This is a genomic window from Micromonospora lupini str. Lupac 08 (assembly GCF_000297395.2).
In the GTDB taxonomy this organism is placed as follows: Bacteria; Actinomycetota; Actinomycetes; order Mycobacteriales; family Micromonosporaceae; genus Micromonospora; species Micromonospora lupini.
Genome location: NZ_HF570108.1, coordinates 4,324,989 through 4,351,355, shown reverse-complemented (window position 1 = coordinate 4,351,355; position 26,367 = coordinate 4,324,989). Strand labels below are relative to the sequence as shown.

Sequence of the window (26,367 nt, the reverse complement as noted above, 5' to 3'; positions counted from 1 at the left end):
TACTCACCAGGGGTGTACGGTCCCGTCCTCCAACCGGTTCACCGGCAGGTACGCGGGCGCGTACGGGTAGCGGGCCGCCGCCTCCTCGTCGATGTCGACGCCCAGCCCGGGAGTCTCGGCGGGATGCAGGTAGCCGTCGGCGTAGTGGTAGCCGTGCGGGAACACCTCGTCGGTCTGCGCGGTGTGCCGCATGTACTCCTGCAGCCCGAAGTTGGGGATCGAGATGTCGAGCTGGAGCGCGGCCGCCATGCAGACGGGCGACAGGTCGGTGGCGCCGTGTGAGCCGCTACGGACGTGGTGCAGCGCGGCGAGGTCGAAGATGCGGCGCAGGTGGGTGATGCCGCCCGCGTGCACCACGGTGGCCCGGATGTAGTCGATGAGCTGCTCCCGGATGAGCTGCGCCGCGTCGAAGACGCTGTTGAAGACCTCGCCCACGGCGATCGGGGTGGTCGTGTGCTGCCGGATCAGCCGGAAGCCCTCCTGGAGGTCGGCGGGGACCGGATCCTCCATCCAGGTCAGCGCGTAGGGCTCCAGACTCTGGCCGAGCCGGGCCGCCTCGATGGGCGTGAGCCGGTGGTGCACGTCGTGCAGCAGCCGCAGGGTGGGGCCGAACTCGTCGCGGACCCGGGCGAACACGCCTGGCACGTGCGACAGGTAGCGCGGCGTCGACCAGGTGGCCTCGCTGGGCAGCGCCGCGTCGGCCGGCTCGTAGAAGAGCTTGTCGGCGCTGACCCCGTACGTCTTGGGCAGCCCCGGCACACCGCACTGCACCCGGACCGCCCGGTAGCCGAGGTCGACGTAGCGGGCGACCTCGACCAGCACCTCCTCGACGGTCTCGCCGTTGGCGTGGCCGTACACCGTGACGCCCTCGCGGGACCGCCCGCCCAGCAACTGGTAGACCGGCAGGCCCGCGACCTTGCCCTTGATGTCCCACAGCGCGGTGTCCACCGCGGCGATCGCGCTCATCGTGACCGGCCCGCGCCGCCAGTACGCGCCCTGGTACAGGTACTGCCAGGTGTCCTCGATCCGTGCGGGGTCCCGGCCGATCAGCAGCGGTGCCACGTGGTCGCGCAGGTACGACGCGACGGCCAGCTCCCGCCCGTTGAGGGTGGCGTCCCCGACGCCTGTGACGCCCTCGTCGGTGACGATCTTGAGGGTGACGAAGTTGCGGCCCGGACAGGTCACGATGACCCGGGCGTCGACGATCTTCACTCGATCTCCTTCGTGCCTGCGGGAGTCGGGTGAGGACGTTCGCAGGGGGTCACGCGAGGACGGTTTGCTTATCGAGAACGTGCCGATAATAGCCCGCCGACAACCGATGGTGAACGGTGTCGTCGGACCGTGCTCGTGCGCAGGTGGCCGCCCAATCCGTTGCGCCGAAAGGTTTCCGGAAACCTTGACAATCGACTGTGCTCGATCGAAGCTGACATCGGTCACGCGAGCCGCGGTCACGGTCGGGCGAAGGGCAGTCCTCGACTCACCCCCCTTCCATGCGTCATTCTCCCGAGGAATCGCGAACCATGACACTGAAGACAAGGATGGTCGGCGTCGTCACGGCGGTCGTGACACTGGCCGCCGCCGCGCTGGCATTCGCCACGCCGGCGTCCGCGGCGACGCTCACCCAGGTGACCGGCTTCGGCACCAACCCCACAAACCTCCAGATGCACCTGTACGTCCCGGACCGGGTGGCGTCCCGGCCGGCGATCCTGCTCGCCCTGCACTACTGCACCGGATCGGGTCCCGCGTTCCACTCCGGCACGCAGTACGCGTCACTCGCCGACCGGTACGGGTTCATCGTCATCTACCCGTCGGTGACCCGCAGCAGCAAGTGCTGGGACGTGGCCTCACCGCAGGCGCTGCGCCGGGGTGGCGGCAGCGACCCGGTCGGGCTCATGTCGATGGTCGACTACGTGAAGCAGAGGTACTCCGCCGACCCGGACCGCGTCTTCGCCACCGGCACCTCGTCGGGCGCGATGATGACAAACGTCATGCTCGGCGACTACCCCGACGTGTTCGCGGCCGGCGCGTCCTTCGCCGGGGTGCCGTTCGCCTGCTTCGCCACCGGGGGCGCCTCGGAGTGGAACAGCGAGTGCGCGAACGGTCAGCTCATCAAGACCGCCCAGCAGTGGGGGGACCTGGTCCGTGGGGCGTACCCCGGCTACACCGGCCGGCGACCGCGGATGCAGATCTGGCACGGCACCAGCGACGAGACCCTGCGCTACCCGAACTTCGGCGAGCAGATCAAGCAGTGGACCAACGTGCACGGGCTCAGCCAGACCCCGACGTACACCGACTCCCCGCAGTCCGGGTACACCCGCACCCGCTACGGCAGCAGCGGTCCGATGGCGCCGGTCGAGGCGATCAGCATGCAGGGCGTCACGCACAACCTGCCTGTCGACGCGGCTCAGGTGATCCGCTTCTTCGGGCTGGACGGCACGACGCCGCCACCGACCACGCCCCCGCCGACGACGCCGCCCCCGACGACGCCGCCCCCGACGACGCCTCCGCCGACGACGCCTCCGCCCACCACCCCACCGCCCACCACTCCTCCGCCCACGACCCCGCCTCCGGGGTCGGGTGACTGCGCCGCGACGGTGACGGTCAACCAGTGGACCGGCGGCTTCGTGGCGAACGTTCGGGTGACTGCCGGCTCGTCGGCTCTCAACGGTTGGACCGTGACGATCGCGTTGCCGTCCGGCGCGACAGTCACCAACGCCTGGAGCGCCACCAACAGGGGGAGCACCGGCACGACGACGTGGACGAACGTCTCCTACAACGGCCAGGTCGGCGCGGGGCAGTCCACCGAGTTCGGCTTCCAGGGCACCGGCACCGCAGGAAGCCTCAGCCCGACCTGCGCGGCGGGCTGACGTAACCCCGACCGGTGCGGAGGGTGGCCCGGACCCTCCGCACCGGCCGGCCCGGGCGTCAGTCGCCGGAGAAGCCCCAGAAGTAGATCTCCTCCGGCTTGCCCTGCGCGTCGTGCAGGACGGCGCAACGGCCGAACCAGTTCCGCTCGGCCAGCCCTTCGATCGCGTCCACATGCTCACGGGTCAGCCGTTCGGTGCCCGCATGGCGCAGTGCCTCGGCGGCGTTCACCGGCTGAACCGTGCCGAAGTCGGGCCGTTCGCCCTCGTCCAACACCCGGTAGACGTCGAGGATCGAGTGGGTGCCGGACTCCTGTACCAACTCGTCGTTGAAGAGTTCCGCCAAGGTGGCGGGACGGTTGGGGTAGTCGCTCGCCGAACTGGGGATGGCGCCATGGGCCCACCAGTAGTCGCCCTCGGCGAAGACCTTGTCCCGCAGGGCGTCCAACGCCTCGTCCAGGTCTGGCTGGTACGCGACGAAGTAACTCCACGCGGATGCACCCACGACTGCCTCTTCCTCCCGCACGTCAACAGTGCCGGCACCGTAACGGAGGCCACCGACAGCCGCGTGGAGGGAACGGTTGCTCAGCCGTCGATGCGGGTGATGTTGCGAATCTTGTTGGAGGCGTCCAACGCGGCGACCTTGTACGCCTCGGCCAGGGTCGGATAGTTGAACACGGCGTCGACCAGGTAGTCGATCGTGCCACCGCAGCCGATCACCGCCTGCCCGATGTGGACGATCTCGGTGGCCGCGGTGCCGAAGACGTGCACCCCCAGCAACCGCCCGTCCTCGGGGGAGACGAGCAGCTTCAACATCCCGTACGAGTCGCCCACGATCTGGCCACGGGCCAACTCGCGGTAGCGCGCGATGCCCACCTCGAAGGGTGTCGACGCGTCGGTCAGCTCGGCCTCGGTCTGACCGACGAAACTGATCTCCGGGATGGTGTAGATGCCGATCGGTTGCAGGCCGTGCATCTCCCGGATCGGCTCGCCGCAGGCGTGCTGCGCGGCCAGCCGGCCCTGCTCCATCGACGTGGACGCCAACGCCGGGAAGCCGATCACGTCGCCCACCGCGTAGATGTTGTCGACCGGGGTGCGGTAGTTGGCGTCGACGGCGATCCGGCCGCGCCGGTCCGCCTCCAGGCCGGCCGCCTCCAACGCCAGGTCGTCGGTCTGGCCCTGCCGGCCGGCCGAGTACATGACGGTGTCCGCGACGATCTTCTTGCCGCTCTTGAGGATGCACAGCGCCGCCGTCTGGTGCTTCTCCACCGCGGCGACCTCCTCGCCGAAGCGGAACGCCACCGACAGGTCGCGCAGGTGGTACTTCAGCGACTCCACGATCTCGTCGTCGCAGAACTCGAGCATCCGCTCGCGGCGCTCCACGACTGTCACCTTGGTGCCGAGGGCGGCGAACATCGACGCGTACTCCATGCCGATCACGCCGGCGCCGACCACGACCATGCTGCGGGGGACGGCCTGGAGGTTGATGACGCCGTCGGAGTCCACGATGGTCCGGTCGTCGAAGTCGACGCTGTCCGGGCGGGCCGGGCGGGTGCCGGCCGCGATCACCGCCTTGTCGAACGTCACCTTCGACTCGCGCCCGGAGCCGGCGTCGACCCAGATGGAGTGCGCGTCCGCGAAGCGTCCGGTCCCGGTGATCATCGCGACCCGGTTGCGGGCGAGTTGGTTGCGGATGACGTCGGTCTGTCGGGTGATCACGTGCTGCGTACGGGCGGCCAGGTCGCTGACCGTGATGTCCTCCTTGACCCGGTAGCTGCTGCCGTACAGGTCGCGCTGGCTCAGGCCGGTCAGATAGAGCACCGCCTCGCGCAGCGTCTTGGACGGGACGGTGCCGGTGTTGATGCACACCCCACCGATCATGTCGCGGCGGTCCACGATGCCGACCCGCCTGCCGAGCTTCGCGGCGGCGATCGCGGCCTTCTGACCGCTGGGTCCGGAGCCCAGCACCAACAGGTCGTAGTCATACACGAGCGTTAGCGTCGCAAGTTGTCGCCGTCGACGCCAGACCCCGGACGCGAGCGTTACTCGTCTGCCACCACGCAGGTGCCGCCGTTCAGCGTCACCTCCTCGGGCAGTTGCGTACCGGTGGCGACGACGCCCAGTGACACGGTGCCGCCGGGCCTGATCACCGCGTTGTGGCCGGTGTTGCGAACCCGCAGGTAACCGTTGTTCGGTCGGTCGATGACCTGCGCGCCCCAGAGGGCCCGCAACTCCTGACTGGCCCAGAACCGCCAGGTCATCGTCCAGCCGTTCACCGCCGTCGTGCCGGTGTTGCTGACGGAGACGTACGCCACGAAGCCGCCCGACCTCTGTCGGACGACGGTGCGGACCGCGCAGCTCGGCGGGGGCGGCAGGGTGGTCACGGTGACCGGCGGCGACAGCGCCGACCAGTTGCCCGCCTCGTCGCGGGCACGGACCACGAAGGTGTACGTAGTGCTCGGCGACAACCCGCTGACCTGGGTGTCGGTGGGACGGGGCGGGAACTGGTACAGCTCCCTGACGAGGGTCAGCTGACCGCCGGCGTCGACCCGGTACACCTCGTACCGGTCGAGCACGACGTTCTCGACCGAGGGGGCCCAGCGTAGCCACACCAGGGTGGCGGCGACGTCGTACGCGACCGGCTGGCCCGGTGCGCTCGGCGCCTGGTCGTCGCCCGGTGCCATGGTCAACCGCAGCGTCGGGCTCGACGGCGAGCGGTTTCCCGCCGCGTCCAGCCCGGCGACGCTGAAGATGTAGGTGCGCGACGGCCCCAGGTCGGTGATGCGGATGCTGGTGGTGTCGGTCGACCACGTCCGGCCGTTGTCCTCGAACCGCGCCGAGACCGCGTAACCGACCACGCCCACGTTGTCGGTCGACGCGGCCCAGGTCAGCTCAAGCCAGGTGGTGCCGCTGGCCACGACCGCGATCGGGCCGGGGGCGGTGGGCGACTCGGTGTCGTCCGCTGCGGCGTACGCCGGGCTCGCGCCCGGCCCGCCGATCGCGCCCACCGTGCCCAGCGCGGCCATCAGTGCGGCGACGGCGAGTACGGCGACAGCCCTCGGCCGGCGCCTACTTCGGATTGGATGATCGCGCACGATGAATCCCTCGCCTCCGGTTGTCCGCAGCGGGCCCCGTGATTCACTGCCGTCGATGCTAGGCCACCGGCGAGCGGAAGGACGCCCCGTCGCCGTGGGCGCCCGGTCGCGTGGCTTCCCGGCTGCCGCTCGCGCCGGCGGGCGAGGTGTCGTCACTCCCTTTCGAGCTGATTCGTTTCACGACATCGCCAGCGGACGGGCGGTGGGCGCGGGTGGATCGTGCGGACGGACGGACCGACAGACGGACGGACAGGCGGACAGGCGGACAGACGGCCGGACAGGCGGACAGACGGACGGACAGGCGGACAGGCGGACAGGCGGACAGGCGGACAGACGGACGGACAGGCGGACGGGCGGGCGGGGCCGGGGCGCGTGCGGTCGGGACGGCTCGGCTTGCTCGCGGCGACGGTGTGCCGCTGATTCGTTCACGGCATCAGCTCCAAAGGCTCCGAACCACACCTGCCACCTCCTCCTGCGGCCGCCGACGCGTCGCTGCCGGGCGACCCGGCCATGCCGGGCCACCGCCGGGTCGCTGCCGTGCCGCCCTGGCGCGTGCCGCCCTGGCGCGTGCTGCCCTGGTGCGTGCTGCCCTGGCGCGGGCCGTTGCAGGGTGTGCTGTGGTCTAGCCGACGAGGCGGCGTTCCCAGGCCCAGGCGGCGATCTCGACGCGGTTGCGGGCCGGGAGCTTCGTCTGCACGCTGGCGAGGTGGGTCTTGACGGTGCCGACAGCGATGAAGAGCTGACCGGCGATCTCGGCGTTGGTCAGGCCCCGCGCGACGAGCTTCACGACGTCGAGTTCGCGCGGGGACAGGCCGGCGTCGTCCCGCGGCGCGGTGGGTGGGCTGAGGTGCTCCAGCAGCCGTACGGTGATGGACGGGCTGATCAGCGCGTCGCCGGAGACGGCCGCGCGGACCGCCTCGACGAGCAGCGCCGGGCCGGAGTCCTTCAGGAGGAAGCCGCAGGCACCGTTGGCCAGCGCCGTGTGCACGTACTCGTCGAGGTCGAAGGTCGTGACCACGACCACCCGCACCGGGTCGGCGACGCCCGGCCCGGCGAGCAGCCGCAGCGCCTCCAGGCCGTCGAGGCGGGGCATGCGGATGTCCAGCAGCACCACGTCCGGGCGCAGTCGCCGGGCCATCTCGACGGCGGCGACCCCGTCGGCGGCCTCGCCGACCACCGCCATGTCCGGCTGCGCGCCGATGATCATGCTGAAGCCGGTCCGGACCATCGCCTGGTCGTCGGCGATCAGCACCCGGATCATCGGGCCACCGCCGTCCGCAGCGGGAACGCGGCGTCGAGCACCCAGCCGCCGGAGATGCCCGGCCCGGCGGTGATCGTGCCGCCGAGGGCGCGTACCCGCTCGGTGAGGCCGAGCAGACCGAAGCCGTGCCCCCGGGCCGGAGCGGACCGCGGGGTCGCGCCGTCGTCGGCGACCCGGACCAGGAGCCAGTCCGGCGTACGACGCACGGACACGGCCACCGACCGGGCGTCCGGGGCGTGCTGGCGGGCGTTGGTCAGCCCCTCCATCACCACCCGGTACGCCGACGTCGACACCTCCACCGGCAGCCCGTCGAGCGGGCCGTCGACGTACAGCCGGGCCGGTGTGGTCGTGGTGCCGTTGTGGCCCTCCAGCAGCGGCGCGAGATCGGCCACGCCGGCCAGCGGGGCCAGCGGGGCGTCCGGAGGGGCGTCCGGATTGCGCAGAACGCCGACCATCCGCCGCATCGAGGCCATCGTCTCCGCGCCGGCTCGCTCGATCTGCTCCAGCGCGACGATCACCCGTTGCGGGTCCTGCTCGGCGACGAACCGGGCGCCCTGCGCCTGCACCACGATGCCTGTCACGTGGTGGGCGATGAAGTCGTGCAGGTCGCGCGCGAACTCGGCGCGCTGCTCGGCCCGTACCAGCGCGATGGCCCGCTCCCGCCCGGCGGCGACGACGCGCAGGTAGATCCCGATGGCGGCGGCGCCGACCGCGGCCAGCGCCTGAAGCAGCCCGAAGATCACGTAGACGTACTCGGTGCCGGCGCGCAGCGGCAACGCGGCGGCGGCGAGCGCGGCGAGCACCGCCGCCCACGGAGCGAGCCGCGCCGCGCCCCACCGGGTCACCACGAACACCACCGCGATCATCCCGGCGGACTCGGCCAGCCCCCAGCTGCCGCCGAACAGATAACGTCCGCTCGCGCTGAGCACCACGAAGCCGAAGGTGACGGCGAGTGAGATCGCGCCGAGCACGAACGCCGCGAGCGGCAACGACCGGGACCCCTGCCGGTGCACGGGCAGCCAGACCACCGCGGTCAGCACCGCCAACACCACCTGCCCCAGCGCGCGCAGGGCTTCGAACGCGCTCGCCCCGGTGTAGAGGCCATAGCGCAGATCGAAGGCACCGAGCAGGGCCAGCGCCGCCAGACCGGCGAGCTGACCCAGGCGTACCCACCATGTCGAGAATCCCGGCGCGTTCATCGTGACCCAGCGTAGCCACGCGGGCGGCGCGGGCAGATCGGCCGAAAGACAGACCCGGCACCCACATTCCCCGACCGCGGGCCGATGTGGCGCCGGCCCGACGCGGGCGAGGCTTCCCGGGTCACATCGCAGCCACTGGAGGAACCCATGACACCCCACGCCCCGCCGCCGATCGGGCAGGCCGCCGTCGCCGCGGTCGACCTGGTGAAGGTGTACGGCAGCGGCGACACCGCGGTGCGTGCCCTGGACGGCGTCTCGGTCGGCTTCGGCCGGGCCGAGTTCACCGCGATCATGGGCTCGTCCGGGTCCGGCAAGTCGACGCTCATGCACTGCCTGGCCGGTCTGGACACGGCCACCTCCGGCCGGGTGCTGCTCGGCGGCACGGAGCTGACCGGTCAGTCCGACCGCACCCTGACCCGCGCACGCCGCGACCGGATCGGCTTCGTCTTCCAGGCGTTCAACCTGCTGCCGCAGCTCACCGCCGCGCAGAACATCACGCTGCCGCTGGACCTCGCCGGCCGGGAACCCGACCGTGACCTGCTCGCGCACCTCGTCGACGTGCTGGGCCTCGGGCAGCGGCTCGGGCACCGGCCCAGCGAACTCTCCGGCGGCCAGCAACAGCGGGTGGCGCTGGCCCGGGCCCTGGTGTCGCGGCCCGAGGTCGTCTTCGCCGACGAGCCGACCGGCAACCTCGACTCCCGCTCCGGGGCCGAGGTCCTCGCCATCCTGCGCGACTCGGTACGCGACCTGGGCCAGACGGTCGTCATGGTCACCCACGATCCGATCGCGGCCGCGTACGCCGACCGCGTGGTGCTGCTCGCCGACGGCCGGGTCGCCGGCGAGATCGACGCGCCGAACCAGGGCTCGGTCACCGACGCGCTGCGCGAGTTGGCGGTCCCCGCATGAGGGCGACGGTGCTGCGTACCCAGGTGATCGCCGCGGCCCGACGCCCGGGCCGCCTGATCCTGACCGGCCTGGCGATCCTCGTCGCGTCGTTCGTCGTCTTCGGCACCGTCCTGGCGCAGGACGTCACCGAACGGACCGCGCGGGACAACCTCAGCGGCACCCCTGCCGCCACCGACCTCGTCATCGGTGACCCGGAGCAGCCGCCGCCCACCGTGGCGGCCCTGCGTGACGTCCGCGCCCTGCCCGGCGTCACCGAGGCGGTGGGCCGGATGACCGTCGGTGTCTCCCTCGCGGAGGGCTACCTCAACCTGCGGGCCGACCCGGGTGCCGGCCCGCTGGCGACCGTCCGACTGGTCCAGGGCAGCTACCCGGACCAGCCCGGCGAGATCGCGGTGACTCGGCGTACCGTCGAGCGGCTGGGGCTGGCTGTCGGCACCCTGACCACCGGGACGGGCGGCGAGCGCACCACCGGGGCGCCGCTGACCGTGACCGGCGTGGTCGACACCCCGGACGACGGTGGCTACGACGCGTACGCCCCGGACGACGTCGTGGCCGCGTGGGGTCAGGTGAGCACCGTCGAGCGGATCGACGTGCGGACGGCCGCCGGCGCGGCGGAGACGGTTCGCCGGCGGGTGACCGCGGCGGTCCCGGCCGATCAGCCGATCCGCTCCGGCGCGCAGGTGCGCGACGCCGAGGCCAACGCGGCGGCCGAGCAGGTGGGACGGCTGTTCGCGCTTGTCGGCATGTTCGTCGCGGTCGCGGTGGTAGCCGCGGCGCTGGTGCTCACCTCCACGTTCCGCATCGTCTTCGCCCAGCGGATGCAGCACCTCGCGCTGCTGCGGGCGGTGGGCGCGGGCCGCGGCGCGCTGGTGGGCGCGCTGACCGCCGAGGGTGCCCTGACCGGGCTGGTCGCGGGCGTGGTGGGAGTCGCCGGCGCCCTGGCCGTCGGCCAGCTCCTCCCCATGGCCCTACGCGCCTCGGGCCTGGCGGTCTCGTCGCCGGGCCTGTCGCCGGGGGCGGCGGTAGCGGTGGTGCTCGGCGCGGTCGTCGTCACAGTGGTGGCGGTCCTGGCGCCGGCGTTCTCCGCCGCCCGGGTCTCGCCCCTGGAGGCGCTGCGAGCGGCAAGCGTCACCGCCGGACGGCGCGGCATCGGGGTCCCGCGTCTGGTGTCCGGAGCGCTGCTGGTGCTCGGCGCGCTGCTGGCCGGCGTCGCGGCGGTGCGGCGGTTGCCGACGCCGGATCAGGAGTCCTACGACCCGAGCGCGGCGCTGCTGCTGCTTGTCACCTCGGGAGCGCTTGCGTTCTTCGCCCTGGTCGCCCTCGGGCCGCTGTTGGTGCGCCCGGTGCTGGCCGTGGCCGGTTGGCCGTTGCGCCAGGTCGGCCCGCTGGGGCGGTTGGCGGTCGGCGGAATCGGTGGGACGCCGCGGCGGGCCGCCGCCGTCTCCGTCGTGGTCGCGCTCGGCGTGACCCTGATCTCCGGCGTGCTCATCGGCGGCGCGTCGATGCGGGTCGTCGCCGATCGCGACATGGCCCTCTCCGCGCCTGCCGACTTCGAGGTGTCCGGCAGCGAGGGCGCGACCGTGCCGGTGGCCGTCGTGACGCGGGCGCGGGCGGCGCACGGCGCGCTGACCCGGGTGGTGCCGTACCGGATGGTCTACGACGTAGTGCTGATGCGGGGCGCCGAACGGCTCGGCGACGCCGAGTCCGGGTATTCGACGACCGACCTCGACATGTCGGCGCTGCCGAGGATCGCCGATCTGGACGTGGCGCAGGGCGACCTCGCCGACCGTGGACCCGGCCGGATCGTGCTCGGCGACTGGGCCGCCCGCAACGCCGGGCTGCACGCCGGCGACACCGTCACCCTCGCCCGGGACGGCCGGACGGTCGACGTACGGGTGGCGGCGGTCCTGCCCGACCGTGGCCCCCTGTACGCGGGCATCCTCGTCGACCGGGCAGACCTGGACCGGATCGGCGGGCCGACGGCGTACACCGGTCTGCTGGCGGACGCGGCCGTCGCGGGCGAGGACGGTCGCACCGCCGGGTTGCGGGCGCTGCGGCAGGCGATCGGGAACGGCGCCGGGCTCGGCATCGGGGTGCTCGCCGACGAGCGGGATCGCAACGACGCGATGCTGAACGCCCTGGTCGGGATCACCGCCGGCCTGGTCAGCCTGACCGTGCTGATCGCGGTGGTCGGCGTGGGCTCCACGACCGCGCTGTCGGTGGTCGAGCGGGTACGCGAGTCCGGGCTGCTGCGCGCCGTCGGCCTGTCCCGGGCGGGTCTGCGGGCGATGCTCACCGTCGAGTCCGGCCTGTACGGGGTGATCGGTGCGAGCTTCGGTCTGCTGCTCGGCGTCCCGTACTCCTGGTTGGTGGTGCGGGCGCTCGGGCTCAACGCGCCGCTGTCGCTGCCGGTGCTGCAACTGGTCGGGCTCTTCGCGGCGCTTGTCGGGCTGACCGCGCTGGCCGGCGTGCTGCCGGCGCGGCGGGCGTCGCGGGTCAGCCCGGTGGTGGCGTTGGGGATCGAGGGCTGACCACCGCCCGGCCCGGCGACCCACGCAGGCGGGTCGCCGGGCCGGCGCGGTCAGTTGGGGTTGCTGGCGTGGGTGAGCGTCTCCCAGGCGACGAAGAGGTTGTTGGTGCCGGCGGGTCGCTGTTGCAGCGTGAGGGTCTGCGTGTTGGTCATGACGTTTCCCAGCCGGTTGGCCATCGCGTTGAAGCCGACCTCGGTGATCGGGCCGAGGCCCCGGGTGAGGGTGCCGCCGCAGAGCCAGGACGGTGCCGCCTCGCCGAGCTGGTAGCGCGAGTGGAAGCCGAGGGCCTGCCGCAGCCGCTCGCCGACCTGCGGGTACAGGTCGCGGCCCTGGATGCGGGAGGTCTCCGCGACGTGCGAGATGGCGGAGATCCCGTACCCGGTGTGGACGAAGTCCCGGCAGGTCTCCTGGGCGAGGCCGGCGACGAAGGTGGACTGGCCCTGCCAGTAGCCGATGATCTCCGAGCTGGTGTCCAGGCCGCTGCCGGGCACCGTGTACGGCAGCGCGCCGTCGCTGGGCAGGTAGACGAAGGCGCGGGCGCGGTTGAGGAAGCGGGTGACCGCCGCGTCGTAGGCGGTGCGGTCCTCCAGGAAGACGGCGATGCCGACGGCGGCCTCCATCATTGTCAGTTCCCAGTTGCCGTTGCTGTTCGAGCCGTTGCGGACCACCGGGAGGTAGACGTTGCGCAGCATGGTGGCGAACCGGTTGGCGTTGGGCCAGCTCCCGTAGGTGTACTTGATGATCTCGGCGGCACGGGGCCAGGTCGAGGCCGCCCAGCCCGTCTGCAGGGGCCCGTTGCTGCCGGTGTGCGAGGTGATCGTCGCCGACCAGGCGTCCATGATCTGGATCGCCTTCTGCGCGTACCGGGAGTCACCGGTGAGGTACCAGGCGAGCGCGTCGGTGTACGCCGCGATCGCGTCCTCGCGCTCGTCGGTGCAGCCGTTGTTCGGGTTGGAGTAGGAGCCGCACTCGACGACGGCACGGGGCGCCGGGGTGCGCGACAGCGACGCGTACCGGCTGCTCATCATCTGGCTGTACGCCGCTGCCCAGGTCTGCGCGCCCGCCTGCACCCGTCCCCGGACGAAGTCGAGCTGGCCGCGGCTGACCAGCACCCCGGGGTGGGTGAAGCCGGTCGACGGCGGGGGAGTGGTGCCACCGCTGGGCAGGGTCCAGAGCTGGTTGGCGCTGCCGGTGCAGCTCCAGATCTGCAAGGGCGTGCCGTCGGCGGAGCTGGGGCCGGTCGCGTCGAGGCACTTGCCCGAGGTCGGGTTGGCCACCTGCCCGGCGCTGGACGACCACTGCTGCGCGGCGGTGCCGTTGCAGTCGTAGATCTGCGCCCGGGCGCCGTTTGTGGTGCTGGCGGCGGCGATGTCGAGGCACTTGCCCAGGGCTCGGATGGTGCCGTCGTCGGCCACCGTCCACTGCTGGGCGGTGGACCCGTTGCAGGTGTAGAGCTGCACCGGGGTGGAGTTGGCCGGGTTCGCGGCGGCCACGTCGACGCACTTGCCCCCGTACCCCGTGATGGCGCCGGTGGCGGCGGCCGTCGCGGCGGAGGCGCCGACGAACAGGCCGGTCGGCACGGCGAGCAGGGCCGCGGCGAGCGTGGCGGCCAACCTGATACGGGGGCGGCGGGGCGTGGGCCCGGCCAATCGTCGCGCCATGTCGGGGTCCTTCCGGGCGGCGAAGACAACTGTAAAGTGTGTTAATCATTACAGTCGCACCCATCGATATCAATGTCTTCGCCGCGCCGGATGCGCTCAGGGGCGCACGAGCTGGCCGCCGATGACGGACAGCAGGCGCAGCTTCTCGTCGCTCTCCGACCCCGGCGCGGCGGTGAAGACCAACAGCGTCTGGGAGGCGTCGGGATCCACGAGCGTCTGGCAGTGCAGCTCCAGCGCCCCCACCTCGGGGTGCAGGAAGCGCTTCACGGGGCAGTAGCCGCCGGGCACCGGGTGCTCCTGCCACAGGCGGCTGAACTCCGGGCTGCGGGCCAGCAGGTCGTCGACGAGCGTCGCGGCCCGCGAGCCCCGGCCGTCGCGGGTGTACGACTCGTGCAGGTGCGCCACGAGAAGTCGACTCTGCGTCTCGTGGTCCTCGCCGGGGTGCAGCTGTCGCGCTGCCGGGTCGGTGAACCAGCGGTGGTGCGCGCTGCGCGCCAGTCCGGTGTGCCGGGTCTCGTCGCCGAGCAGGGCGATGGCCGGTGCGGTCTGCGCCAGGGTCTCCCCGAGGTGGTTCACCACCTGGGCGGGGGTGTCGTGCATCCGGTCCAGGATGCGCATCATCCCCGGGTTGACGTGGTCGGCGCGGACGGCGCGGTGCGGGACGGCGTGACCGGCGAGTCGGAACAGGTGGTCCCGTTCGGCGAGCGACAGCCGCAGGCCGCGGGCGAGGGCGGCAAGCATCTGCTCGGAGGGGTGCGGCCCGCGCTGCTGCTCCAGCCGGCTGTAGTAGTCGGTGGACATACCACTCAACGCGGCGACCTCCTCGCGCCGGAGACCACCGGTGCGTCGGCGCTGACCTCGGGGCAGACCCACGTCCTCGGGTTGGAGCGCCTCGCGTCGGGTGCGGAGGAAGCTGGCGAGCTGTGGGCGGTTCACTGTGACTCCTCCTCCCACCCGCAGGTGGATCGGCACCTCGAGTGCAACAGCCGGCCCCGGCCGCGTTGTTCCGGGGGCCGTCGCCGGGGCCGGCGGCGGCGGTCGGCGCGGGTGCGCGCGCCGAGTCGGTCCGTCGGCTGATCGACACCCCGACGACCGGTTCCCGTCGGGGGGCCGATCGGTTCCGCCACGCGGTCGTCACGAAATCCGGCGGCAGACCGTCACAGTCCACGGATAGTCTGCCTCCGCGCGTCGCCGCCCCGGCACGTCGCGTCCCGCGCCTGGTCGGCGCGGCATACGCCACCGCCCACCATCCGCCGGATCAACCGACCTCAGGAGAGTTTGTGACACAGCAATCCGTCGCGACATCGGACAAGCTCGACGCCGCGGTGCTCAAGGTGGCGGGTGTCGTCGTCCTTGGCGCGATCATGTCGATCCTCGACGTGACGGTGGTCAGCGTCGCGCTGCCCACGTTCCAGACCGAGTTCGACGCGTCCTACGCCCGCGTGGCCTGGACGATGACGGGCTACACGCTCGCCCTGGCCACGGTGATCCCCCTCAGCGGGTGGGCGGCCGACCGGTTCGGCACCAAACGCCTCTACATGGTGGCGCTCGCCCTGTTCACGATCGGGTCCGGGCTCTGCGCCACCGCCGACTCGATCGGCGAGCTGATCGGCTACCGCGTCCTGCAGGGCCTCGGTGGCGGCATGCTCATGCCGCTGGGCATGACGATCATGACGCGGGCGGCCGGGCCGCACCGGATCGGCCGGCTGATGGCCGTCCTCGGCATCCCGATGCTGCTCGGCCCGATCGGCGGCCCGATCCTCGGCGGCTGGCTGATCGACACCGCGAGCTGGCACTGGATCTTCCTGATCAACCTGCCGATCGGTGTCGTCGCCCTCATCTACGCGCAGATGGCGCTCCCGAAGGACGCCCCCGAGCCGTCGGAGTCCTTCGACTTCCTCGGCATGCTGATGCTGTCCCCGGGTCTCGCGCTCTTCCTCTACGGCGTCTCGTCGCTGCCGGAGGCGGGCACCTTCTCCGCGGCCAAGGTGTGGGCCCCGATGCTTGTCGGTGGCGCGCTGGTGGTGGCGTTCGTGCTCTACTCGTTCAAGCCCCGGCACCCGCTGCTCGACCTGCGGCTGTTCCGCAACCGCAGCCTGACCATCGCCTCGGTGACGCTGTTCGTGTTCATCATCGCGTTCATGGGTGCCGGCCTGCTGTTCCCGAGCTACTTCCTGCAGGTGCGCGGCGAGACCACGCTGGCCGCCGGTCTGCTCATGGCGCCCCAGGGCATCGGCGCGGTCATCACCATGCCGATCGCCGGCATTCTGGCCGACCGGGTGCCGATCGGTCGTACCGTTCCGTTCGCGCTGGCGCTGATCGTCGTCGGGTTCTTCGGCTTCACCCAGGTCGACCCGCAGACCTCGTACTGGCTGCTGGAAGGCTCGCTGTTCGTGATGGGCCTGGGCATGGGCGGCACGATGATGCCGATCATGACGTCGGCGCTGCGGACGTTGCAGGCGCAGGAGGTGGCGCGTGGCTCGACGCTCGTCAACATCCTCCAGCAGATCGGCGGCTCGATCGGCGCCGCCGTGATGTCGGTGATCCTCACCAACGAGCTGAACGGCTCCCGGCCGATCCCCGGCGCGGTGGACCCGAGCGGCAAGCCGATCACCGAGGCCGGGCTGGCCATCGCCGCCCAGCAGCGGCCGGAAATCCTCCAGCAGATGCCGGTGGACCCGTCGATCATCGAGCGCGGCCTCGACTTCGCCGCGAGGTCGTTCGCCCACACGTTCTGGGTGGCGTTCGCACTGGTGCTGGCCACGTTCATCCCGGCCGCCCTGCTGCCGCGCCGGCGCACGCCCGCGCAGCCGCTCGGCGACGACGAGTCCGCGCAGGCCAGGACGCCCGTCGTCATCCACTGACCGACACGCTCGATCACCCGCCGCGCTCGACGCCCCTCGTGGTGTCGAGCGCGGCGGTGCGTCGGTCAGCGCAGCGGACCGTCACCCGGGCCGTCGGGGTCCTCGATCACGTGGACCGCCGCCTCCTCGGCGCTGGCGGCGCCCGCGTCGATCCCGGCGTCCCACGCCACCGACTCGGCCTCGTCGTCCTCGCGGACGCCCTCGTCGTACTCGACGAGACGGCCCGCGCGCGCCTCGGTCTCGTACCCTCGGCGGGTCAGCTCGTCCTCGTCGTCGCCGCCCTCGGCGTACGGGTCGACGTCCGGCTCCTCCTGGGCGAGGTACTGGTCCAACGACTCACCCGCCCGCTCCTCGGCGGGGGTGGTGCCGAACCGGTTCGCCGCCGTCCAGTGGTCCGCGGCGACGATGCCGGTGTCGAGGGGGTCGCCGACGCGGTCGTCGTCGAGGGTGTCGGAGGCGTCCAGCACGCCGTCGTCCTCGGCCACGTTCCACTCGTCGACGGAATCCGTCTGGCTCACGGCTGTTTCTCCTTCGTCACGGCGCAGCGAAGTGCCAAGCCTAGGACTGTGCAACGCCGCCGCCCCCCGAGGCCTGCCCGCTGTGACGAACGGACCTCGGGGGCGGCGCGAGCGTCACCGCTTCAGCAGCTCCACCACGGCCTCGGTGAACTCCGCCGGCTGCTCGATGTGCGCGAAGTGCCCGCTGTCCTTGAGCACCACCAGGCGCGAGTCCTTGAGGCCGGCGTGCAGCTCCTCGGCGTAGCGGGGGCCGCAGATGAAGTCGTACGCGCCGACGATCACCACGGCCGGCACGGTGATCTCACCGAGCCGGTCGCGCACGTCGAAGGGCGTCGGATCCTGCGCGCCGGCCGGCGCCGCCGAGATCCGCACGGCCGCCTGGAACGGGGCGAACTCGGCCTGCCGGGACCAGAAGTCCGCGAAGTACACCGGAAGGGCGGCGCGCAGGGCGGTGCCCAGGGACTCGTCGTCGGTGGCGGCGCCGATCTGCGCGAAGGCGGCCGGGATCTCCGCCGCCTCCGGCCGGTCCGGGTGCCGCTGCGGGTACGCGGCGAGGTTGGCCATCGCCTCGGCCCAGAAGTCGGCGCCGGTGACGGGTGACGTGTCGTACAGGGCGAGGCCGGCGACCCGGTCCGGGTGGTCCAGGGCGTACCGCTGAATGACGAAGCCGCCGTACGAGTGGCCGAGGAGGTACACCCGGGGCTCGCCGAGGTGCGCGACGACGGCGTCGAGGAACCGGACATACGTGACGAGGCGGTAGTAGTCGGCGTTGTCGAGTCGCCCCGACGCGCCCGTGCCGACCGGCTCCACGTAGACCATCGTGAAGTGCTCCTCGAGGCCGGGCGCCCGCAGGTAGGCCCATTCGATGCCGGGGCCGCCGGAGTGCGCCACGCACACCGGGCCGGAGCCGGCGACGTGGTAGACCTGCTCGACGCCGTCAACGGTGAAGGTGTGCGTACCCGGTGCGAGGGCGTCGACGTCGTGGCTGGTGGAACCCATGAGTTATCTCCCGATTCGTGACCCGTGCGGCGGGTGTCCGCCGCGCGGCTGGTGACTGGCACGAACCAGATGCACGGGTCGAGGGGAAAGTTCGCTGGGTCGGCGACGTTTTCTCAGAGCGGCGCCGCGACGGGGTGGAAGAGGGTGAACCGGCGTACCCGCCCCTCGTGCAGCTGCTGCAGCCACAGCGCCGCCGGCGGGCAGTGCTCCGGATCGTCCGGCGGGCTGATCAGGTCGGTCTCCCAGATCAGCACGTCGCCGCTGGCGACCACGTTGCGCAGCCGCTGGCGTATCCCGGCCTCCAGGTCGCTGGTCATGCCGCGGATCGCCAGGTCGCGGCCACCGCGTCGCCCGCCCGGCACCACCATCTCGGCGTCCGGCCACCAGCTCTCCCGCACGACCCGGTCGAAGTCGCCCCGCATCGCCGTGTCGATCATGTCGCGGCCCTCGCGCCAGCGGGCGTCGCCGGCCGCGCGGACGTCGGCGTGCGCGGCGGTCGCCGCCGTCCGCAGACCACCGGCGAGGGCCCGGCGGGCGTGGCTGAGGCGGCTGCGGACGGTGCCGACCGGCACGCCGCACACGGCCGCGATCTGCTCGTACGACGAGGCGTCGCTGAAGTAGCGCAGCAGGGTGACCAGCCGGTCGGGCTCGGACAGCTCCCCGAGGGCGTGCCACACCCAGTCGCGCATCGCGGCGGAGTCCAGGGCCTCCTCGGGGGTGGGGCTGGTGGCGGGCTGGGCGAACCAGTCCGGCTCGGCGACCGGAACGGGGCGCGGCCCGCGCAGGGCCATCCGCGCGTTGTTGCGGACGATCGTGCGCAGCCACGGGCCGACGGCGGCCGGATCGCGGACCTCGCCGATGCGCCGTAGCGCCGTCACCAGGGCGTCCTGCACCGCGTCCTCGGCGTCCGGTCCGTAACCGAGCATGCTCAGCGCGACGGCCCGCATCCCGGCCTCGTGTCGGGTCAGCAGCACACCGAGCGCCCCCGCGTCGCCCGCCTGCGCGAGTGCCACCAGCCCCGCGTCACCCTGCGTCACGCCCAGTTCCTCCCCGAACCGCCTGTTCTGAACGCTTCTGCTCACTCAAGCGTACGGCGAGCTGGCGTGCCCTCGCCGAGGGTGGGGCGGCCCTTCTCCGCAGCCTGCGGGCCGGCCGCCCGGGTGGCTCGGGCGCCGATCTGCCGCAGGTATGCGATCAACTCCGGCGGCTCGTGCACCTCGACGTCGCAACCGAGGGTCAGCAGGCGCCACGCCAGCCACTCCAGGGTGTCGGCGTCGCTGCGCAACCGGCACGACGTGTCGTCGATCCGCTCCAGGTCGGCCCCGGCGCCGCCCAGCGGGCCGGCCATCCGCTCGACCGGCGCGTGCAGCGTCACCACCGCCCGGTAGACAGGCGTCAGCTCGAGCAGCTTCTCCGCCATGAAGGACGCAGCGTCGGAGGCGGGCAGTTGCCGGGCGGCGACCCGGGTCCGGGTGGGCCGCTGGTCGGTGATCCGGTCCACCCGGAAGATCCGCCAGTCGTCGCGGTCGTTGTCGTAGCCCACCAGATACCAGCGCCGGCCCGCCGACACCAGCTTGTACGGCTCGACGAGCCGTTCGCCGTCCAGGCCGTCGCGACGGCGGTAGGTGAACCGCAGTTGCGCGCGGCTGTTGACGGCGGCGGCCAGGGCGCTCAGGTGCTCGGGGTCGACCGTCGGCCGACCCCAGGTGAGCAGCGGTTCGGTGGCCGCCCCCAGTGCGCCGACGCGCTGACGCAGCCGGGACGGCAGCACCTGCTCGAGCTTCGCCAGCGCCCGTACCGAGGCCTCCTCGATGCCGGCCACCGCGTGACCGGCGGCGGTACGCAGACCGACAGCGATCGCGACCGCCTCCTCGTCGTCGAGCAACAGCGGCGGCATCGCCTTGCCCGCGACCAGGCGGTACCCGCCGATCACGCCCATCGTCGCCTGCACCGGGTAGCCGAGGTCGCGCAGCCGCTGCACGTCGCGGCGGACGGTGCGCAGGCTGACGCCGAGCCGGGTGGCCAGCTCACTACCAGGCCACTCCCGGGGGGTCTGCAACAGCGACAGCAGGCCCAGCAGTCGGGCGGGGGTGTCGGACATGGCTCCACAATGCCAGCGATGTGTGCCAGTTCCTGACCTACATCGGCCCTAGCGTTTCCGGCATGACGCCATTTCGCATCGACATCCCCCAGTCGGACCTCGACGACCTGCGGGACCGGCTCACTCGCACCCGGTGGCCCCGCTCGCTGCCCGGCACCGGCTGGGACCGGGGGGTGCCGGTGGACTACCTGCGCGAGCTGACCGAGCACTGGGCGCACGGTTACGACTGGCGGGCGCACGAGGCACGCCTGAACAACTTTCCCCAGCTCGTCACCGAGATCGACGGCCTGGAGGTGCACCTGCTGCACGTCCGCTCGCCGGAACCCGACGCGCTGCCGTTGCTGCTGACGCACGGCTGGCCGAACTCCGTGGTCGAGTTCACCGAGCTGATCGGCCCGCTGACCGACCCGCGTGCCCACGGCGGGGATCCCGCGCAGGCGTTCCACGTGGTGGCGCCGTCGGTGCCCGGCTTCGGTTTCTCGCAGGCGCCACCGGCCGGGTTCACGATCGACCGGCTCGCTCGCATGTGGGCCGAGCTGATGGGCCGCCTCGGCTACCACCGCTACGGCACCCAGGGCGGCGACCTCGGCGCGTACGTCGCGCCCGCGGTGGCGAGGGTGGCTCCGCAGCAGGTGGTGGGCGTGCACATCGACGGTGGTTTCGGCTTTCCGACCGCCGCCGACGTCGCGGACCTGAGCGAGGCGGAACGCGCCGAGTGGGAACAGATGCAGCGGTGGATGAGCGGCGGCGTGGACCATCACGCGCTGCTGCGGGCCGCGCCACAGACCTTCGCGTACGCCTGGACGGACTCGCCGGTCGGGCTGCTGGCCTGGATGATGCAGAAGTTCAAGGAGTTCACCGTGACGGTACCGACACCGGAGCAGGCCATCGACCGGGACCAGCTGCTCACCAACGTGAGCCTCTACTGGTTCACCGGCACCTCGGGAACCTCCTCGTGGCCCATGTACGAGCGGCTCACCATCGCCGACGACGGCGGTTTCGCCTGGCCCCAGGGGCAGCGGCGGGTGCCGTCGGGCGTCTACGGCGGCGGAACCCCGCTGATGCGCCGCCTCGCCGAACGGGACAACACCATCGTCCACTGGCCCCAGGGCAATCCGGGCAGCCACTTCGTGGCGATGGACGAGCCGCTGGCGCACGCGGCGGACATCAGGGCCTTCTTCCGGAGCCTACGATGACCGGCCCTGGTTCAGGATGAGGGTGTGGACATCGAACCGGTCGACCACGCGCCCCGGCAGGCGTTCCCCTGGGCGCTCCTGCGGCAGCGCTGGGAGGACCTCACCTTCCTGCACTGGGCCGTCGACCCGGAGACCGTCGCGCCGCTGCTGCCCGCCGGCACCCACCCGGACACGCTGGACGATGTCAGCTACGTCGGCCTGATCGGCTTCCGGATGGTCGGCCTGGGCTTCGGCCGCGGTCCCGGTGTGCCGTACTTCGGCACCTTCGCCGAGACGAACGTCCGGCTCTACTCGGTCGACGACACCGGCCGACGGGCCGTCGTGTTCCGCTCGCTCGACGCGTCCCGCCTGGTGCCGGTGCTGGTGGCGCGGGCGACGCTGCGTCTGCCGTACCTCTGGTCGCGGATGCGGTTGGACCGCGACGGCGACCGCCTCACCTACCGGTGCCGGCGTCGGTGGCCCGGCCCGGCGGGTACGACGAGCCGGCTGGCGGTCCGGGTGGGGGAGCCGATCGCCGACCCCACCCCCCTGGAACACTTCGTCACCGCCCGGTGGGGGCTGCACACCCGGGCGTACGGGCGCACGCTGCACCTGCCGAACTGGCACCCCCGCTGGCCGCTGCACCGGGCCGAGCTGCTGCACCTGGACGACGAACTGGTCGTCGCCGCCGGGCTACCGGCGCCGGTCGGGCCGCCGGTCAGCGTGCTCTACTCGCCCGGCGTCGGGGTCCGGTTCGGCGCACCGGTGCCGGCCCGGCGGCCCGGCTGAGCGCCGGGCCGCCGGATCGGTCAGTAGCGACCGCCCTCGGGGGTGGGCAGCGCGTCGAGGTCGGCCAGGTCGTCGGCGCCGAGCCGCACGTCGCCGGCCGCGCAGTTGTCCACCAGGTACTTCGGCGTCTTGGTGCCGGGGATCGGGATGACCCGCTCGCCCTGGGCGACCACCCACGCGAGCGCGACCTGCGCGGGTGTGACGCCCGCCCGGTCGGCGACCTCCCGGACCCGGGCGACGATGGCCAGGTTGGCCCGCAGCGCGTCCTGCTGGAAGCGCGGCAGGCCGCGACGGAAGTCGTCGGCCGGCAGGTCGTCGAACGACGTGAACCGGCCGGTCAGGAAACCTCGGCCCAGCGGGGAGAACGGCAGGAAGGCGATGCCGTGCGCGACACAGTAGGGCAGCACCTCGGCCAGCGGGTCCCGGGTCCACAGCGACAGCTCGGACTGCACCGACGCCACCGGGTGCACGGCCTGCGCCCGCGCGATCTGGTCCACCGACACCTCGGACAGGCCGATCTGCCGCGCCTTGCCCGCCGCGACGACCTCCGCCATCGCGCCCCAGGACTCCTCGATGGGCACCTCGGGGTCGACGCGGTGCAGTTGGTAGAGGTCGACGTGGTCGGTACCGAGGCGGCGCAGACTGTCGTCGATCGCCGCGCGGATGTGCTCCGGCCGGCCGTTGTTGCCGATCTTCGGTGAGTTGCCGGGGCCTCCGGTCGGGGACGTGGCCACCAGCCCGACCTTGGTCGCCAGGACGGCCCGCTCCCGGTGGCCGTCGGCCAGCGCCCGGCCGACCAGCTCCTCGTTGGTGTACGGCCCGTACACGTCGGACGTGTCGACGAGCGTGGCGCCCAGGTCCAGCGCCTGCCGGATCACGGAGATCGAGGTGTCGTCGTCGCGGGGGCCGCTGATGTCGTATCCGTGGCTCATGCCCATGCACCCGAGACCGATGACGCCGACCTCGGGCCCTGCACTGCCCAGAGTGGTGGTTCTCATGGGCTCCACGCTACGACCGGCCTGGTGCTGCGCATCCGCGACCGCTGCTGGACACCGCCGCGAGCCGGTGTGCGTTCCCGCCCGTGAATGCGCGTACGGCCTGCCGGATCTCGTCGGGCGACAGCCGCCGCCCCTGCTCGTGGGCCGTGGCGAAGTCCTCGTCGCCCAGCGCCGCCACGGCCAGGGCGGTCGCCCGTTCGACGTCCGGCCGGTCGGCGAGGGCCAGCGGGAGCCCCGTCGCCTCCCGGCTCGCCGCCGCCGCGCCGAGCAGACGGGCCGCATCCGGTGGACGACCACCGGTGGCGGCCACACCGACCAGGACCTGCCAGGGGACCTGTTCGGCGCCGAGTTCCGCGGCGACCTCGGCGGCCCGCAGGTGCCAGTCCAGGGCCGCCCTCGGGTCGCCCCGCAGCTCGGCGACGTACCCCAGCTCGCCCAGGACCCCGGTCAGGTAGAGCGGCCGCCCCGGCCCGTCCTGCTGGCGCGCGGCGGCGTCGAGCAGGTTCCGCAGGTGCGCCTCCGCCGTGTCGAGGCTGCCCTCCCGGCGCGCGGCGGCGGCGAGGCACAGCTCCGCGAACACGATGCCGAGCGGAGAACCCTGCTCGGTGGCCAGCCGCAACCCCCGTCCGCTGAGCTGCCGCGCCCGGGGGTAGTCGCCGCGCTGCAACGCCACCCAGCCCAGCCAGCAGAGCTGGCCGGACATCTCGAACCGCAGACCCAGGTCCTCCGCGACGCGCAACCCCTCCTCGTACAGTCGGTTGGCCTGCTCGTGGTCACCGGCCATGCCCGCCTGGGCGCCGAGCCACTCGGTGGCCTGCAACACCCCCCACCGATCACCGAGCCGACGGAACAGCGCGGCGCTCTCGGCGCCGTCGCGCGCCACCGCGGCCGCGTCCCCCCGGACGTGCGCGTGCTTGGCGCGCAGGCTCAGGGTGGCGGCCACGACCCACTCGTCGGCCAGTGCGCGTGCCTCGACCAGCACCTCGTCGAGCAGGTCGCCGGTGGCCGTCACGTCACCGAGGTCGACCTCCGCGTAGGCGAGGAACCACCGCGCCCGGAGCCGGCCGTGCGGATCGTCGACGTCGGCGTAGCGCCGCAGGACCGCGCGGTGGCGCGTCGCCCAGTCCGCGACGTCGCCGGACAGGAGGGCGAACCCCAGGTGCCACGCGGCGGCACGGGCGCCGGCGGCGGCCCCGCCTCCCGGCCGGCAGTCGAGCGCCGCCGCGAGCCACCGTCGCGCCTCGGCGAACCGGCCCCGCAGGAACCAGTACCAGCTCAGCGCGTTGGCCAGGCGCAGCGCGAGGTCCGCGTCACGCTGGCGTACCGCCGCGTCCAGCGCGGCGCGCAGGTTGACGGCCTCGGCGTCGAGCCGCCGCAGCCATCGGCGCTGCTCCGAACCGTGCAGACGCTCGTGTGCCCGCTCGGCAAGCTCCACCTGGTAGCGATGGGCCCGGGAGCGAACGTCGTGCAGCTCTCCGGCGGCGCGCAGCTGGTCCAGGCCGAAGGCGGCGACGGATTCCAGCAGCCGGTAGCGCGGTGTGCCCTCGCGGGGCGCGACGACGACCAACGAGCGGTCGACGAGGCGGGCCAACAGATCCGCGACGCTCGCGGCGGGCACGACGTCGGGCGCGCAGACCGCCCGCACCGCGTCGACGTCACAGCCGTCGGCGTACGCGGCCAGCCGCCGCAACACCACCCGTTCCGGCTCGGTGAGCAGTTGCCAGCTCCAGTCGAGCATCGCCAGCAACGTCCGCTGCCGAGGCGGTACGCCCCGATGCCGGGCGCCCAGCAACCGGAACCTGTCGTCGAGCCCGGCGACCAGCCCTCGCACACCCAGCCCGCGCACCTGTGTGGCAGCCAACTCCAGCGCGAGCGGGATACCGTCGAGCCGGCGACACACGGTGGCGACCGCCACCGCGTTCTCCACACGCAGCGTGAAACCGCGATCCGCGGCGGCGGCCCGGGCGACGAAGAGTCGCACCGAGTCGGAGCGTGCCAGCGTGGCCAGGTCCGTCCCGTCGGCCGGGTCGGGCACCGGCAGCGGCGGCACGGCCCACACGACCTCACCGGCCAGCCCGAGCGGCTCGCGGCTGGTCGCCAGCACGTGCACCCCGGGTGACGCGCCCAGCAGAGCGGCGGCCAGGTCCGCCACCGGGTCCACGAGGTGCTCGCAGTTGTCCAGCACGAGCAGGAGTCGCCTGTCGCCCAGCAGCCGGGTGAGCCGGTCCACCGGCGCGACGGCCCTGCCCGCCTCTGTCGCGTCCCGTACGTCGAGCGCCGCCAGCACCAGCCCCGCCAACGCGTCCACCGTCTCGGGCGCGTCGGACCGGTCGACGCCCGCCAGCTCGACCAGCGCCACCCCGTCGGCGTATGCGGACGTCCCCGCGCGAGCCACCTCCACAGCGAGCCGTGTCTTGCCGACCCCGCCGATGCCGACGAGTGTGACCAGCCGGTTGTGCCCCAGCTCCGCGACCAGTTCGGCGACCGCCGAGTCACGACCGATCAGCTCGGTCAACGGGGTCGGCAGGTTCGGCCGCGCGGAGGCGACCCCGTCCGCCGCGCCGCGGGGCGGACCGACCGTCGCCGCCGGGGGTACGGCGAGCGTCGGATCGTGGGCGAGGACGGCCCGGTGCAGCGCGACCAGGTCGGGGCCGGGATCGAGCCCCAACTCGTCCCGGAGTCGGACGCGCAGCTCGTCGTAGCTGCGCAACGCCTCGGACTGTCGTCCGGCCCGGTACAGGGCGCGCATGTGCAGTCCACGCGCACGTTCGCGCAGCGGCTCCCGGACCAGCAGGTCGCCGAGGTCACCGACGACGCTCGCGTGCTCGCCCAGCGCCAGCCGGTCGTCGAGACAGTCCTCCAGGGCGGAGAGCCGTTGCTCCTCCAGACCGGCGACCGCGGCGGCGGCGAACGGTTCGTCGCGGAAGTCGGCGAACGCGGGCCCCCGCCACAGCGTCAGCGCCGCCGAGAAGAGCGCGACGCGCGCGCGTACGTCCTGAACACCGCGTGCATCCGACACCAGGCGCTGGAAGTGGCAGGCGTCCACCTCGTCGGGGCCGACCAGGATCCGGTAGCCGGGCGGCGGTGACCGCACCAGCTCCCGACCGCCGGGCTCGGCCTCGGCCAGCACCCGGCGCAGCTGGGACACCTTGGCCGACAGCGCGCCGGCGGCATTCGTCGGCGGGGCGTCACCCCACAGGTGGTCGATCAGCCGATCCGCCGGCACCGGTTGCCCCTCGTGCAGCAGCAACGAGGCGAGCAGGGTCCGGACCTTCAACCCCGGGACGGCGACCACGGCGCCGTGCGTGGTCCACACCGTCAACGGACCCAGCACCCCGAACCGCATGGCGGCCAGGATACGGCCCCTGACCTGCCGCACGAGGCCCCGACGGTGGCGGTGGGTCGG

Annotated in this window: 20 protein-coding genes; 6 read left to right on the top strand and 14 right to left on the bottom strand. The window is 72.7% G+C overall.

Translation table 11 applies throughout. The features are described 5' to 3' along the window. Positions 1–3: 3 nt before the first annotated feature. Complete coding sequence (gene manD / locus MILUP08_RS21090; RefSeq protein WP_007461341.1) at positions 4–1,212, bottom strand: D-mannonate dehydratase ManD; 1,209 nt, start codon at positions 1,210–1,212, stop codon at positions 4–6. 308 nt (positions 1,213–1,520) lie between these two features. Between manD and MILUP08_RS21085 the strand changes: the two genes are divergently transcribed. After that, positions 1,521–2,867, top strand: coding sequence for an extracellular catalytic domain type 1 short-chain-length polyhydroxyalkanoate depolymerase (locus tag MILUP08_RS21085; RefSeq protein WP_007461339.1), 1,347 nt, complete (start codon positions 1,521–1,523; stop codon positions 2,865–2,867). A gap of 58 nt (positions 2,868–2,925) precedes the next feature. On the opposite strand, the gene MILUP08_RS21080 is transcribed toward MILUP08_RS21085, so the two are convergent. The 5 genes from MILUP08_RS21080 to MILUP08_RS21060 form a co-directional block, all read right to left on the bottom strand. Further along, on the bottom strand, positions 2,926–3,369 hold the full coding sequence (locus MILUP08_RS21080) for a hypothetical protein (RefSeq protein ID WP_007461338.1): 444 nt from the start codon (positions 3,367–3,369) through the stop codon (positions 2,926–2,928). A gap of 80 nt (positions 3,370–3,449) precedes the next feature. Further along, entirely contained in the window at positions 3,450–4,853 is a 1,404-nt protein-coding gene (sthA, locus tag MILUP08_RS21075; protein ID WP_007461335.1) for a Si-specific NAD(P)(+) transhydrogenase, read from the bottom strand. A gap of 53 nt (positions 4,854–4,906) precedes the next feature. Further along, positions 4,907–5,959, bottom strand: coding sequence for a fibronectin type III domain-containing protein (locus MILUP08_RS21070; protein ID WP_007461333.1), 1,053 nt, complete (start codon positions 5,957–5,959; stop codon positions 4,907–4,909). Positions 5,960–6,581: 622 nt separating this feature from the next. Then, the gene (locus MILUP08_RS21065) at positions 6,582–7,220 is read right to left on the bottom strand and encodes a response regulator (RefSeq protein WP_007461329.1); all 639 of its coding nucleotides are present in this window, start codon (positions 7,218–7,220) and stop codon (positions 6,582–6,584) included. Then, positions 7,217–8,419: a sensor histidine kinase gene (locus tag MILUP08_RS21060; protein WP_007461327.1), complete on the bottom strand. Its 1,203-nt coding sequence runs from the start codon at positions 8,417–8,419 to the stop codon at positions 7,217–7,219. The genes MILUP08_RS21065 and MILUP08_RS21060 overlap by 4 nt, the downstream gene beginning before the upstream one ends. Positions 8,420–8,566: 147 nt before the next feature. On the opposite strand from MILUP08_RS21060, the gene MILUP08_RS21055 reads away from it, so the two are divergent. Continuing rightward, positions 8,567–9,325, top strand: a complete 759-nt coding sequence (locus MILUP08_RS21055; RefSeq protein WP_007461325.1) for an ABC transporter ATP-binding protein — start codon at positions 8,567–8,569, stop codon at positions 9,323–9,325. Continuing rightward, positions 9,322–11,856 carry an FtsX-like permease family protein gene (locus MILUP08_RS21050; protein WP_007461323.1) on the top strand — a complete coding sequence of 845 codons (2,535 nt, stop codon included), beginning with the start codon at positions 9,322–9,324 and terminating at the stop codon, positions 11,854–11,856. Before MILUP08_RS21055 ends, MILUP08_RS21050 begins: the two co-directional genes overlap by 4 nt. A gap of 50 nt (positions 11,857–11,906) precedes the next feature. Here MILUP08_RS21050 and MILUP08_RS21045 read toward each other — a convergent pair whose 3' ends face one another. Beyond that, the gene (locus MILUP08_RS21045; protein WP_007461321.1) at positions 11,907–13,517 is read right to left on the bottom strand and encodes a ricin-type beta-trefoil lectin domain protein; all 1,611 of its coding nucleotides are present in this window, start codon (positions 13,515–13,517) and stop codon (positions 11,907–11,909) included. A gap of 96 nt (positions 13,518–13,613) precedes the next feature. Next, positions 13,614–14,453, bottom strand: a complete 840-nt coding sequence (locus tag MILUP08_RS21040) for a helix-turn-helix transcriptional regulator (protein WP_007461319.1) — start codon at positions 14,451–14,453, stop codon at positions 13,614–13,616. Between the two features lie 344 nt (positions 14,454–14,797). On the opposite strand from MILUP08_RS21040, the gene MILUP08_RS21035 reads away from it, so the two are divergent. Continuing rightward, entirely contained in the window at positions 14,798–16,381 is a 1,584-nt protein-coding gene (locus tag MILUP08_RS21035; RefSeq protein ID WP_007461318.1) for a DHA2 family efflux MFS transporter permease subunit, read from the top strand. 65 nt (positions 16,382–16,446) lie between these two features. Here MILUP08_RS21035 and MILUP08_RS21030 read toward each other — a convergent pair whose 3' ends face one another. The 4 genes from MILUP08_RS21030 to MILUP08_RS21015 all read right to left on the bottom strand — a co-directional run bounded on the left by MILUP08_RS21030 (position 16,447) and on the right by MILUP08_RS21015 (position 19,999). Continuing rightward, entirely contained in the window at positions 16,447–16,899 is a 453-nt protein-coding gene (locus MILUP08_RS21030) for a DUF5709 domain-containing protein (RefSeq protein WP_007461315.1), read from the bottom strand. A gap of 114 nt (positions 16,900–17,013) precedes the next feature. Next, positions 17,014–17,898, bottom strand: coding sequence for an alpha/beta fold hydrolase (locus MILUP08_RS21025; RefSeq protein WP_007461313.1), 885 nt, complete (start codon positions 17,896–17,898; stop codon positions 17,014–17,016). 113 nt (positions 17,899–18,011) lie between these two features. Next, on the bottom strand, positions 18,012–18,980 hold the full coding sequence (locus tag MILUP08_RS21020) for an RNA polymerase sigma factor (RefSeq protein ID WP_051065769.1): 969 nt from the start codon (positions 18,978–18,980) through the stop codon (positions 18,012–18,014). Next, positions 18,977–19,999, bottom strand: a complete 1,023-nt coding sequence (locus MILUP08_RS21015) for a helix-turn-helix transcriptional regulator (RefSeq protein ID WP_007461309.1) — start codon at positions 19,997–19,999, stop codon at positions 18,977–18,979. The genes MILUP08_RS21020 and MILUP08_RS21015 overlap by 4 nt, the downstream gene beginning before the upstream one ends. 62 nt (positions 20,000–20,061) lie before the next feature. Here MILUP08_RS21015 and MILUP08_RS21010 point away from each other — a divergent pair, with 62 nt between their 5' ends. Next, complete coding sequence (locus MILUP08_RS21010) at positions 20,062–21,195, top strand: epoxide hydrolase family protein (RefSeq protein WP_039906372.1); 1,134 nt, start codon at positions 20,062–20,064, stop codon at positions 21,193–21,195. A 24-nt stretch (positions 21,196–21,219) separates the two neighbouring features. After that, complete coding sequence (locus tag MILUP08_RS21005) at positions 21,220–21,963, top strand: YqjF family protein (protein ID WP_007461305.1); 744 nt, start codon at positions 21,220–21,222, stop codon at positions 21,961–21,963. A gap of 20 nt (positions 21,964–21,983) precedes the next feature. Here MILUP08_RS21005 and MILUP08_RS21000 read toward each other — a convergent pair whose 3' ends face one another. Beyond that, a complete protein-coding gene (locus MILUP08_RS21000; protein ID WP_007461303.1) occupies positions 21,984–22,961 on the bottom strand; it encodes an aldo/keto reductase in 978 nt (325 codons plus the stop codon). Between the two features lie 10 nt (positions 22,962–22,971). Next, positions 22,972–26,307, bottom strand: coding sequence for an AfsR/SARP family transcriptional regulator (locus MILUP08_RS20995; protein WP_007461301.1), 3,336 nt, complete (start codon positions 26,305–26,307; stop codon positions 22,972–22,974). Positions 26,308–26,367: the final 60 nt, after the last annotated feature.

Excerpts from the sequence above, each read along its gene's own strand:
- MILUP08_RS21085 (WP_007461339.1), top strand. The coding sequence starts at position 1,521 with ATGACACTGAAGACAAGGATGGTCGGCGTCGTCACGGCGGTCGTGACA.
- MILUP08_RS21065 (WP_007461329.1), bottom strand. The coding sequence starts at position 7,220 with ATGATCCGGGTGCTGATCGCCGACGACCAGGCGATGGTCCGGACCGGC.
- MILUP08_RS21060 (WP_007461327.1), bottom strand. The coding sequence starts at position 8,419 with ATGAACGCGCCGGGATTCTCGACATGGTGGGTACGCCTGGGTCAGCTC.
- MILUP08_RS21055 (WP_007461325.1), top strand. The coding sequence starts at position 8,567 with ATGACACCCCACGCCCCGCCGCCGATCGGGCAGGCCGCCGTCGCCGCG.
- MILUP08_RS21050 (WP_007461323.1), top strand. The coding sequence starts at position 9,322 with ATGAGGGCGACGGTGCTGCGTACCCAGGTGATCGCCGCGGCCCGACGC.
- MILUP08_RS21045 (WP_007461321.1), bottom strand. The coding sequence starts at position 13,517 with ATGGCGCGACGATTGGCCGGGCCCACGCCCCGCCGCCCCCGTATCAGG.
- MILUP08_RS21025 (WP_007461313.1), bottom strand. The coding sequence starts at position 17,898 with ATGGGTTCCACCAGCCACGACGTCGACGCCCTCGCACCGGGTACGCAC.
- MILUP08_RS21015 (WP_007461309.1), bottom strand. The coding sequence starts at position 19,999 with ATGTCCGACACCCCCGCCCGACTGCTGGGCCTGCTGTCGCTGTTGCAG.
- MILUP08_RS21010 (WP_039906372.1), top strand. The coding sequence starts at position 20,062 with ATGACGCCATTTCGCATCGACATCCCCCAGTCGGACCTCGACGACCTG.
- MILUP08_RS21000 (WP_007461303.1), bottom strand. The coding sequence starts at position 22,961 with ATGAGAACCACCACTCTGGGCAGTGCAGGGCCCGAGGTCGGCGTCATC.
- MILUP08_RS20995 (WP_007461301.1), bottom strand. The coding sequence starts at position 26,307 with ATGCGGTTCGGGGTGCTGGGTCCGTTGACGGTGTGGACCACGCACGGC.